Below are 10220 nucleotides of genomic sequence, written 5' to 3'. Positions count from 1 at the left end.
TGGGTAGAGTCTTGGATGCAGCTTAGTGGCAATAAGCAACTCTATCTTCAGCAAGGCTTGCATGCTGCTTCTCGCCTCCAGTCTTTGTTCTAGCCTTCTTGTTACCCCCTGAGCCATAGAGACTTATTTTATTTAGAACTACCAACAGTAAAAATTAAAATTATTTGATGTTTAATTTTGGATGATTCAAACTAGCACCCGTGTGACCAGTTACCATCCAAAAGAGCGCCCGTCCGAAGTCCCGGAGGACGTAGAGCCAGGATTCGAGCGGTTGATTGGAGGGAATCCGCACAGGGGTGAAAGCAATACCTCGGCTGCCCAGAACGACGGTTGCGATCGCAATAGCGCGACGCATATGAAAGTCAGAAGTAATCAAATAGAGATGCTGAATATTTAAACTTTTAAAGTCAGCCACCAGAGAGGTAAAGTTAGTTACCGTATCAACCGCACGCCGGTCGAGATGTACTCGTTCATCTGGAATGCCAGCGTCTCGAAAAAACTCACGAGCTTTGTCAGGGCGCGTACCGGAAGAAACCCAGATTTCCAGGGAAGAATGAGTTTGGGCAAATTGGGCAGTGAACTTTTCTCTGGCTGGACCACCGCCGAGGGTGAAGATAGCCTGAGGTATCGGTGTTTGAGAGAAAGCGATCGCTATTCGCACGGGAATAATCCCAATCGGCAGGACGATCAGCGCTGAGATTGCTAAACACAAAAAACGGTACTTTTTACGTTTGTGCTGAAATAGCGGCATACTTTCAGCTAAGAGCCGATCGCTTCTTTTGTTCTTCATAAATTTTGGCATCGACTAAGAAGCGATACCAAAAGCCTTGTAAAAAATGGAAGATTAAACCTTCTACGCCATCTAGAAAACCTAAGCCGATAATGTATCGCATGAAGAAGTAGACAAAGGCGCGGAGGAAAAGAGGCGATCGCGTGTAGAGGTTTTTTTTGATCCAGCGTCGCCCAATAGCTTGAGAATATTGACTGCTTTTTAACAAATCGTCTTCTTTTTCTGCTACTAAGCTCACCATATCTTTCACTTCCCGATCTGCATAGCGGTTGTGCTTGTCTATCCAGAAGCTCAAGCCTTTTTTGTTTTCGTCAATGATATCGTGCTTAAATTTAGCAATTTTCCCCTGTTTAAGAACAATATGTTCATCCATCCATCGCTGTTCGCAAACGCCAAAATCTGTGCGCCAAATTCGCAGTAACCAAGTCGGATAATAACCGCCATGACGTATCCAACGCCCCATGAAAAACACGCGGCGTTTCACTTGATAGCCAGTTATTTTCTCCTCTGTATAAGGTAAGATTTGTTTTAATTCTTCAACTAACTCTGGCGTTAATCGCTCATCAGCATCGAGGCGCATAATCCAGGGAGTTTTGATAGGTAAATTCTCTATAGCCCAGTTGATTTGAGCTGCATGATTCTCAAAAGGATGCTCGAAGACTTGACAACCTGATTCTCTAGCGATTTCCACTGTGCGATCGCTACTTCCAGCATCAACTACAAAAACTTCTGCACCTAGATTTTGCAGACTAGCTAAACACTCAGGGAGGTTTGCCTCTTCATCCTTTGTTAAGATAATTACAGAAAGCAGCATCAAGTTTCTTGCCGCATCGGAGAACAGGAACACAACATTGATTTCCAAACGTAGGGAAATCTACCAGCAAACTTGAAATGAATATCTGTATATCCTTCTGACTTCAATAATTCAGTCAAAGTTTTTACGGAAAAAAATTTAATATGACCCCCATCCCAAAGAACATGAAAGTGCTTATCCATTCTGCCTGAAAGAGAAAGCACAATATTTTTTATATAGCCGTGATAAGGTGTAGTCAAAATTAAAGTTCCATTAGGTTTAAGACATTTGTTAGCTGCTTTTACTAACTCTCTAGGGTATAGAAGATGCTCAATTACTTCCACCGATATAACTATATCAAAAGAATTTTCTAATTCAGCATAAGGTAAATCGTAAATACTAGCTTGGATAAAATGACAATCTGAAAAGTTATGTTGAGCTATGGAAAAGCCCTGCTCGGATTCCTCGACCCCCACAACTTCATACCCTTTCTGGGCGATCGCATGACTGAGACTTCCATTTCCTGCACCTAAATCCAGAATCCGAAGCTTTTTTTTATCATCAGTATTCTTATTATTTTGAATTATTGATAGCAGTGGAGGCATCAAAAAGCCATGGGCATTAGTTAAATTACTATCTTGATAAGGATATTGATAGCGTTGTAAAATTGTTGCCATAAATTTATTAGAACTACTCATTGAAGGAAAGAGATTGGCTGCTTACTTAAGAATAGAGGTGTAAATTTCAATCATCTTGGTCGCTACAGGACTCCACGTGTACTGCTCAAGAACCAGTTTTCGGGCACATTGACCCATTTGTTGAGCTTCTTGTGGATGGTGCAGGCAGTGTTCAATAGCAGACGCGATCGCTTCCACATCCAGTTCTGCTACATAACCAAGTTGATACTGTTCTACTACAGAAGCGAGAGCAACGCCAGAGGTGGCGAGAACTGGCTTCCCGGCTGCCATTGCTTCTAAAACCGCAATGCCAAAATTTTCCGAGTAGGAAGTCAGCGCAAATAAATCCGCGCCTTGCAGCAACAAGTCTTTTATTTCACCAGAGACGAAGCCAGCGCGATAAGTGCGATCGCAAATGCCAGCCGTGGCTAAGAGATCATCAATAGTATGCTCGTACTCAGGAGAACCGCTTCCTGCCAATACGAAGGTAAAGCGTTGATCTGCCAGTTGCCCCAAGGCGGGAATAAGATAGTCTAAACCCTTCTTGGCGTGGAGACGAGACAAGAACAAGATGACTGGTTCATCCTCCGGAACCTGAAGCAATTGCCGCAGTCGATAGTGAGCTTCTGGAATGGGATCTGCTGTGAACAAGCCATTGTGCAGAACAAAACTGGGTGCCTTCAGACTCAGTTTAGAGGTTTCTTGCTCCTCCTGCTGGGAAGTAAAATGAAGGGTTTTGCTGTCATTAAGGTTAGCCCACTGTATCAAGGTAAGGAAAATTTGTTTTTTGAAGGCACCCTGTTGCAAAGGCCATTCACAAAGTTGACCCTGAGGTTGAAAAATGTAGGGAATGCCTTTAATGCGAGCTATCACCATTGCCACCGTAGATGGATATGAAAAAGTGCCACGGATGTGCAAAATATCGTATGAAGCAATATGCCGCCAAAGCCAAGCAGTTAGTTGACTGGAAAACGCAAATTCCCTTACAGCATTAATAGGTGGAGAAAACCTAGGGAAAAACCAAACCGGAACTTGTTCGTACTCAACGGACTCCCCTAATGGGACATCTAATAACGCACAGCCGTTGTCATTTGTCGTAACAATCTCAGTCTCTACTCCATGCTCTCGCAATGCCTTAACCAGTTCCAAAACTACCAGACTAGCTCCACCTCGCACTGGAGCGATTGAGGGAATGATATGGAGAACTTTCACTTTTCTCAACTCCAGGCAAAAGCTTTTAAAGTGGAATATTATACTACATACAATTTAGTACGTGGAAGCTAATTATGCACTAGCGCAGATTCAACAGCTTGCATCAAACTTTCTGCAAAATAGATTGGAGAAAAGTTTTGAATATGTTCAAACGATGCTGCTCCCATTACTTTTAAATCTACTGTTTTTGAACTTATTTTTCTCATTAGCTCAGCCAGTTGCTCCGGCTTTTCAGGGGCAAACCCAAAACCGTTCTTACCCTCAATAACTAAATCCTCAAAACAACCGCAGCGCTTGGAAACTAAGACCGGCAACCCTGCTGCCATTGCTTCGTTTACGACAAGTCCCCAAGTATCCTTAATACTGGCATGAACAAAGCAGCTGGCATGGGCTAAGTAAGGAAGCAATTCATTCTGCTGAAGAAAGCCTGGTAAATGGACAACGTTTTGTAAAGCTAATTCAGCAATATACTGTTCAATTTGGCAGCGAAGTTGACCGTCCCCACACAGGACTAAATCCCAGGCACGAGAATCGGCTTTCTGGTAATAGGCTGCATAAGATGAGATCAATCCAAAAATATTTTTCTCAGGTATAAAACGATTGACGGCCAGAAAATAAGGTTTTTCAACAGGTCTCGGAAGACATTTAATCTTTTGAGGAGAAAATATTTCATTAGCTACTACGTCATACCCCAAGAAAATAGTATTGGGAGCCATGCCTAATTTAACTAAGTAACTCTTGTGTGTTTGTCCAGCTACTAATGCCGCTTTATACCCTTTAAGTATCCAGCTTTTAAGTGTTTCCCGCCACCAACTACGAGGTGCATCATCTTCCTTAGAGTCAGATAGCAAGATAGCGATTTTTCCATGCCAGAGGCACCACAGTAAAGCTAAAAGCATAGTAGGTCTGGCGTACCCTGCGATTGCTAAAGCATCAGGAGAAACCTCTGATAGAACAGTAAAAAACCGTTGTATAAGCCGAACAAACTTAATTTGCTCAAGTTGTTGGTCTGGAAATATAGAGACAACATTAGTTTTATTTTCAGGTCTCCAAGCATAAGCAGCCTGGGAACACGCTAATTCTAAGCCAACTACATTCCAGTTTGATTGCCTATAGACTTGTTGACAGCCTTCCAGGCGAGCTACATGGTAGGGGCCATAGTTAGTGAAAAGTATAGCTAAAGTAGGCATTTTATTTTCCTTCTTCGCTATGTTTTCTCCCAACCAGGCAGATAGCACTAGAAAATAAAGGTGGGTATATATTATGAAAACGCCCTAGTCTTCCAAAACCCAAAGATTCAGTTGGCTCTATATCGTATCGTCGATACAACTTAGCCAAAGACGAAAACGTGAAATAGTGCAAATGACCTCCATCAAAAAGGTCTTTAGGCTTTACATTCAAACCTTCATCAGTGCCTCCAGTGGATGGAAATCGACCTATTAACAAGAGTAATCGGCGACGTAGTTCCGCAATATTGGGAGTACAGGTTACTAGCCTTCCATTAGTAGCCAGTAATCTTTTTATTTCAGCCATTGCTGACCATAAATCTACAACATGCTCTATGACATCTGCCCATACTATAACATCGAAGAAACCTTCTGAGAATTCTAATTTATCCTCAATGTTGCCAACAAGTATATTGTCTTTTAAGCCATTTCTCATCAATTCTTTTTTGACTTTTTCAGCCCGAATTGGCGAAATTTCTAATCCATAAAGTTCATCAAAACGATTTTTAAGATTATAAAGAACATTTCCTCCACCACATCCTATTTCTAAAACTCGATGACCGGAACCGGCTAAACTTACCAGTGCCTCATTTCTATGTCGAGGAAAACGTTTTGGCATATCCGAGAAAGATAGTTTTTCATCAGCATAAACATTATTATTTGCATTGACAACTGTATTTATGTTCATTGATTTTCCCTATCAACAACTTCGATTATATCTATATATATTTAGCTTTTTAAACTATTTTGAGGTTCAACTGGAACAGGCAAACTCTTATAAGTAGAATATTGAGTCCAAGACATCGGTGTGCGGTCTTTCCAATAGATTGCTACAGAAATTATTCCATTTATCCAACCTAGAGTAGTGTGCAAAATCAACTTTGGATACCGTAAATTTTTCGTTACTAAAAGTGGATAGATGGCAATTGCATTCATAACCCCAACTAGAAACGGCTTGTTTAAAAGATTGTATAAAACAATATTTCTAACTTGGTAAAAAGCTATTTTATCAGGCAATCGAGATGTAGAAGTGCGGCGATGATGCACAACTATACTAGGAAATGTATGGATTTCATACCCTTTTCGCCAAGCTCGTTGGCAAAAATCACTTTCTTCGGCCATTTGGAAGAAATACTCGCGATAACCACCTAGCTCAAGGAAGGTAGAGCAGCGTAGGATATGTCCGCATCCTGTATAGGTTTTTACTATATGAATTTCTGGTTTTATATTTTGAGCCTTTAGTTGATTAATTTCAATATTTGCAAACTCTAACGCTACTACAAGTGGATACCGTTCTAGATACTTAATAGAATTTTCTAAAGGTGGCTCATCTGCAAAACAAGAGTCGTCATCAAGGCTGATTAAGTATGCAGTTTTAGCCATTTCAATTATCCGATTTCGGTTAACAACCAATCCCTTACTTTGCTTATTCCTAATAAGTGTCAACTTTTTAAATTGACTTAAAGTTTTTGCTAATGTATCAACAGGCTCATCAGAAGCATCATCAAAAATAATTATGGGTAAATCATTTAACTTAAACGCCACTAACCTATTAAGAGTTTCATCAAGTTCGCAACTTCGATTTTTTGTAGTTATTCCAATGGTTACTGAATCAGCTAGATTCATTTCTTCGTTTATTCCACCTTATAAATTAATTAAATTTAAACTTGCTTTTTTCTCTGGTATTTACTAAAGCTCGATCATCGGCAATTTTTACCTGCTTATACTCGGGGATACTACCAAAACCATATATACAGCAACTAATAGCTACAGGGGTGACAAACAGAAGAGCTGGCTGTAAATGGGCAACAGATAAGCCCTGTACAATAGATTCAATAAATAATAGACCAGCAAAATTTTGAAACCCTAAATACTGGTTTTTTTGGAAGAAGAATAACTGACCCATTTTCCATAAACCTACTACATATGTAGTAATGCTCCAAATTCCTCCTAGCATAAGTATTGATAGATATTCATTATGAAAGTAACTTAAGTTTAATTCTCTAGTTCCTGAATAAAAAGGGAGTTCGGAAATAAAACCTGTTAATATTTCAGGATGTTCATTTAAAGTTTTAAAAGATTCTATATATCTAATAATACGAGAATCAAGAGTTTCTGCTGATGAACCTTTAGAGGTAATTATGTCACGCATACCTACTGGAATATATTTAAATGCATCAGAAGAGGTAAATACAAAAAAAACGGCTCCTGCCGTAATTAATGAAACCACTAAAGCTGTAATGCGAGATGAAAAAGACCCCCTACTTAAGATAACTAATAATACTATAAATACAACAGATACCAAAGCTGTTTTTGAACCTGTTAAAAAAATTATTAAAATGCCAGAAATACCACTGATTAAACGTAAAAAAGGGGGGAATTCTGCTTTTGGATTTTTGGTTATGGACAAAGCTACAGCCAGACCTCCTAAAATACCTAAGGAGCCTCTAAACATTCCAAGAACAATAAACTTCTGATTAAGATCATTTTCATAGCGAATGTAATTTGGATCGGTAACGGCTCTAATAGCTTCTAAAACATTACTGTTGACATATTCTTGCCCTTGAAGAAACATTGCCAGGATAATAACTAAACATCCCCATACAAATCCAGTCATTATCCATGTTTGTTTGATTGGTCGATTTGGTCGGATAGCACTGAAATAGACTAATAAGGACATGGCTCCTATAAGCCGGTACATATTGATAAGAGCTAGCAAAAATGTAACTTGCTGCGTTGCGTAGCCTATGGCTGTAAACACAGGCATAAATCCTGCCGAAAAGAACAAAAGTCCACTGACCACTCGAATATTTTGAGGTACAAACTTCCATCTTTCTATAGCAAAATACAAAGCGAAAGGGACTGCAAAATCGAACAGATATACAACGCTATTTGAACCTTTAACGGCATAAAATAGGGGAGCCGGAAACCAAGCTATTGCCAGTAGAAGGCTCTCTATAAATGTAAGCCTGCTTTTCTTGGAAAAGAAAAATATTCCCCCTGCCATAAGCGAAGAAAGCACCCATGCAGCCTGCCAGGTATTCATTGTGATTGTCCCCTCTGAATCGTCCGCTGATAAACTTCCGTCATCTGATTCGCAATGCCAGTTGGGGAATATTTATTAAGAACGTGTTGACGAGCTGTTTCACTAATAGTTCTTCTTAGAGCTGAATTTTTTAACAATTTCACTAAGCCTTTCGCAATATTCTCTCCTGTACGCGAAGTGTTCAAACAACTCACACCATTAATCCCTAATTCCTGCGCTCCACCATTAGAACCAATGACACAGGCAATACCAGCATACATACATTCCACATGGGTGTACCCAAAACTTTCCCAAGTTGAGGCGAAGAAACCTACAGAATGTTTATTCAAGTAACTGGGTAAGTCAAGGTAAGGAATTCCCCCTCGAATTGCTACTTGGGAATGGTGTTCTTTAGAAATTCTACTTATAAGCCAATCGCCCCAATTGCTTCCATCCTTACGAGGGATTGATTGCCCCAGAACTTCAAAACAAGTCTCAGGAAGCTCTTGCCAGACACTACGAAAGATAGAAGGCATTTGAGCGGCACCCTTGAGGAAATCTAATCGACCTAATGATACGACTCTAGGAATTGTATAGTCTTTTTCAGACAAAAAGTCTGGTTCATAAACCCAACCGCCGAATGGATTTGCAATAATGTAACGAGACTTAGGAAGGTACCACCGACGCTTTAAGCACTGCTGCATAAGCCAAGTTGAAGGGGATACAACTGCATCAGCACGTGCAATAGTTTCTCTTTCCATTTGAGCCAGTAAGTTGGGGCGAATTTGGTAATCTAACTGTATTGTCCATCGCTTCAGTAAGGGAGCTGCACCCAGGCGGCAAAGTTGACTATCACCGTGGAGCTTCACCACTGTTGGAAAATTCGGGTATTGCCTTTGAAATTCTAACCCAAGTGCGCTGTACTCTGGAAATTCAACTACGTCTAAATTATGTTCTTGAATTACCTGAACTAAAAGCTTAAATGCTTGGGCTTGTAAATTTTGAACATTCGCTCTTTGCGTGTTTAATCCTCGTATGATTCGCAGGCCATTTTCAGAAGATTCTCGTGGTTCTTTACCAAAGCCACAAATAACTGTCACTTGATGTCCTAGAGATACCAATCCCCGAGACATATGAAATACATAGGAGCCTATACCATCCCAGCCATTATCTGGTGGAAATGTTGTAGTGACAAAACCTATGTGCATTTTGATTCAAGTTAAAAGATTACTAATTAGGTTTTCTATCACGTTGCCAAGCAGCTGTAAAGCTGCCGCCATCTAAGGAAAATTTTTTGTTCAAAGCATTGGCTGTCTTTGCCCATTTAGCGGGTGCTATCCAGGCATTGTAAGAACGCCAACATATGGTATGAAAGCCAGGCAGATACTCAGACCCAAGCTTCAAGGGATCAAACCCTGGTAATCCTAAACAGAAATCTCCAGGAAGATCACAAGGAGCATGAATATCAACCATCATCCGAACCTCGCGAGGGGTTAACGGCTTAGTAATTACTCCTGTACGTAGCAGTTTATCAGATGTTTTCTGAAGGATGTCTGGTTGACTATGTCCTGACCATTTGCTAAGGACTCGTTTATAAAATAAGGGATCTATAAACCACAATCGCCGCCTCCAAGTTCGTAATGTCTGCCAGCGTTCATAAGCTGCACGGCACTCTGGATTAGCCATGAACCTTGATGATGGCTCATGACCCATGACATAGACTCCTCCTGGTTTTACTAAAGAAGCAATGTTTGCTAAGAAACTTTCTATATCTGCAATATGATGGAGGACAGAATTAGTCAAGACCATATCAAAAGGTTGAGTCCACATTACTAAATCTGCAACAGTACCTACAAAAGTTTCAGTAGTTATATTTTTAGCTGTTAAGTTCTGCTGCGCTTTCACCACCATGTCTGAACTGAGATCGCTACACATTACTTGGTGCAAACGGCTTTTGGGACAAATCTCAAGGAGTGTCTGTAAAGCATAACCAGTGCCACATCCAAGATCAAGAACACTAAAGGAATGTGGGATAATATCTAGCGTTTGGAGCAAAACTTCTTTAAAGAAAGGCTTAGCAAACTGCGTAATCTCAATATGTGTATCGTCATAGCTTTCGGCTTCAATTGCGTGATACGTATTGCTGATAATCCTAATAAATTCTTCTGGATTTAATGTAACTCCACATCTGAGCATGGTAGCATTCAAATTAGCGATTCCTATAGCTCCATTTGCAAATTTCATAGGTTACAACAGAGTGAATTTAGTCTTGCTTGGTATTGAAAGAATAACAGCCCAACAAAGGTTGCGATAGTGTATTTTAACATTCTGCTTGATGATTGCTGATAAACATATTTCATTCAAAGCTGAACGTAGAGGTGTATAATCAAGTTTAGTAATAAAGTCTTTTAAGGTTATTCTTACGGTACTTAACAGTATTGAGTATTGTTTCAGCCCTTTTATAATAAATAATTTTTAATTCCATACCATTGGCAAA

The 10220-nt window shown here is 40.0% G+C and carries 10 protein-coding genes; all 10 read right to left on the bottom strand.

Annotated elements, in window-relative coordinates:
- Positions 1 to 160: 160 nt before the first annotated feature.
- A complete protein-coding gene (locus NC996_RS21270) occupies positions 161 to 751 on the bottom strand; it encodes a YdcF family protein (protein ID WP_190684269.1) in 591 nt (196 codons plus the stop codon).
- Positions 752 to 755: 4 nt separating this feature from the next.
- Complete coding sequence (locus tag NC996_RS21265; RefSeq protein WP_190684264.1) at positions 756 to 1604, bottom strand: glycosyltransferase family 2 protein; 849 nt, start codon at positions 1602 to 1604, stop codon at positions 756 to 758.
- Entirely contained in the window at positions 1604 to 2260 is a 657-nt protein-coding gene (locus tag NC996_RS21260) for a class I SAM-dependent methyltransferase (protein ID WP_190434843.1), read from the bottom strand. The genes NC996_RS21265 and NC996_RS21260 overlap by 1 nt, the downstream gene beginning before the upstream one ends.
- A gap of 42 nt (positions 2261 to 2302) precedes the next feature.
- A complete protein-coding gene (locus tag NC996_RS21255) occupies positions 2303 to 3472 on the bottom strand; it encodes a glycosyltransferase (RefSeq protein ID WP_190684261.1) in 1170 nt (389 codons plus the stop codon).
- Positions 3473 to 3540: 68 nt separating this feature from the next.
- Complete coding sequence (locus tag NC996_RS21250; protein WP_190684259.1) at positions 3541 to 4662, bottom strand: glycosyltransferase; 1122 nt, start codon at positions 4660 to 4662, stop codon at positions 3541 to 3543.
- A gap of 1 nt (position 4663) precedes the next feature.
- The gene (locus NC996_RS21245; RefSeq protein WP_190684256.1) at positions 4664 to 5386 is read right to left on the bottom strand and encodes a class I SAM-dependent methyltransferase; all 723 of its coding nucleotides are present in this window, start codon (positions 5384 to 5386) and stop codon (positions 4664 to 4666) included.
- Positions 5387 to 5427: 41 nt separating this feature from the next.
- Positions 5428 to 6324, bottom strand: coding sequence for a glycosyltransferase (locus NC996_RS21240; RefSeq protein WP_190684253.1), 897 nt, complete (start codon positions 6322 to 6324; stop codon positions 5428 to 5430).
- Positions 6325 to 6349: 25 nt separating this feature from the next.
- A complete protein-coding gene (locus tag NC996_RS21235) occupies positions 6350 to 7744 on the bottom strand; it encodes an O-antigen ligase family protein (RefSeq protein ID WP_190434860.1) in 1395 nt (464 codons plus the stop codon).
- Positions 7741 to 8931, bottom strand: coding sequence for a glycosyltransferase family 4 protein (locus NC996_RS21230; RefSeq protein WP_190684250.1), 1191 nt, complete (start codon positions 8929 to 8931; stop codon positions 7741 to 7743). Before NC996_RS21230 ends, NC996_RS21235 begins: the two co-directional genes overlap by 4 nt.
- Positions 8932 to 8953: 22 nt before the next feature.
- A complete protein-coding gene (locus NC996_RS21225) occupies positions 8954 to 9967 on the bottom strand; it encodes a class I SAM-dependent methyltransferase (RefSeq protein WP_190434865.1) in 1014 nt (337 codons plus the stop codon).
- Positions 9968 to 10220: the final 253 nt, after the last annotated feature.

The sequence above is a fragment of the Trichocoleus sp. ST-U2 genome (assembly GCF_039961875.1).
Taxonomy (GTDB): domain Bacteria; phylum Cyanobacteriota; class Cyanobacteriia; order Cyanobacteriales; family FACHB-T130; genus FACHB-T130.
Note: the sequence above shows the minus strand (reverse complement) of the source record. Positions and strands in the feature narration are given on the sequence as shown.

What these genes read in the sequence shown, in the direction of transcription:
- NC996_RS21270 (WP_190684269.1), bottom strand. Translation starts at nt 751, where the DNA reads ATGCCGCTATTTCAGCACAAACGTAAAAAGTACCGTTTTTTGTGTTTA.
- NC996_RS21265 (WP_190684264.1), bottom strand. Translation starts at nt 1,604, where the DNA reads ATGCTGCTTTCTGTAATTATCTTAACAAAGGATGAAGAGGCAAACCTC.
- NC996_RS21260 (WP_190434843.1), bottom strand. Translation starts at nt 2,260, where the DNA reads ATGGCAACAATTTTACAACGCTATCAATATCCTTATCAAGATAGTAAT.
- NC996_RS21250 (WP_190684259.1), bottom strand. Translation starts at nt 4,662, where the DNA reads ATGCCTACTTTAGCTATACTTTTCACTAACTATGGCCCCTACCATGTA.
- NC996_RS21245 (WP_190684256.1), bottom strand. Translation starts at nt 5,386, where the DNA reads ATGAACATAAATACAGTTGTCAATGCAAATAATAATGTTTATGCTGAT.
- NC996_RS21240 (WP_190684253.1), bottom strand. Translation starts at nt 6,324, where the DNA reads ATGAATCTAGCTGATTCAGTAACCATTGGAATAACTACAAAAAATCGA.
- NC996_RS21235 (WP_190434860.1), bottom strand. Translation starts at nt 7,744, where the DNA reads ATGAATACCTGGCAGGCTGCATGGGTGCTTTCTTCGCTTATGGCAGGG.
- NC996_RS21230 (WP_190684250.1), bottom strand. Translation starts at nt 8,931, where the DNA reads ATGCACATAGGTTTTGTCACTACAACATTTCCACCAGATAATGGCTGG.
- NC996_RS21225 (WP_190434865.1), bottom strand. Translation starts at nt 9,967, where the DNA reads ATGAAATTTGCAAATGGAGCTATAGGAATCGCTAATTTGAATGCTACC.